Below are 780 nucleotides of genomic sequence, written 5' to 3' on the forward strand. Positions count from 1 at the left end.
AGATGTGTATAAGAGACAGCTTCCGCATCACCGTCAAAGACGTCCCGGGCACGAAGGAGATCGTCTCCACGACCTTCAAGGGGCTGCCGCAGGACGTCAAGCCGGGCGACTTCCTCCTCATCGACGACGGCAAGGTGCGCGTGCGGGTCGTGGACGCCGACGACACCACCGTCACCACCGAGGTGGTCGTGGGCGGGCCCGTCTCCAACAACAAGGGCATCAACCTCCCCGGGGTCGCCGTGAACGTGCCCGCGCTGAGCGAGAAGGACGAGGCCGACCTGCGGTGGGCCCTGCGCATCGGCGCCGACCTCATCGCCCTGTCGTTCGTGCGCAGCGCCAAGGACGTGCAGCGGGTGCACGTCATCATGGCCGAGGAGGGGCGTCACATCCCCGTCATCGCGAAGATCGAGAAGCCCCAGGCCGTCGACAACCTCGAGGAGATCGTCGACGCGTTCGACGGGATCATGGTCGCCCGCGGCGACCTGGGGGTCGAACTGCCGCTGGAAGCCGTGCCGATCGTGCAGAAGCGCGCGGTGGAGCTCGCCCGCCGGATGGCCAAGCCCGTCATCGTGGCCACGCAGATGCTCGAGTCGATGATCTCCAGCCCCGTGCCCACGCGCGCGGAGACGAGCGACGTCGCCAACGCCGTCCTCGACGGTGCCGACGCGGTCATGCTCTCCGGCGAGACGAGCGTCGGCGAGTACCCCGTGACGGTGGTCGAGACGATGGCCCGCATCGTCGCGTCCACCGAGGAGCACGGGCTGTCTCTTATACACATCT

At 67.6% G+C, this 780-nt stretch carries 1 protein-coding gene; it reads left to right on the forward strand.

Annotated features, from left to right (window positions below; all coding sequences use genetic code 11):
- Positions 1 to 780 (forward strand): pyruvate kinase (gene pyk, locus DQ241_RS20265; protein WP_113832075.1); only part of this gene is annotated, 780 nt, incomplete at both ends.

The sequence above is a fragment of the Blastococcus sp. TF02A-30 genome (assembly GCF_003319185.1).
Classification (GTDB): domain Bacteria; phylum Actinomycetota; class Actinomycetes; order Mycobacteriales; family Geodermatophilaceae; genus Blastococcus.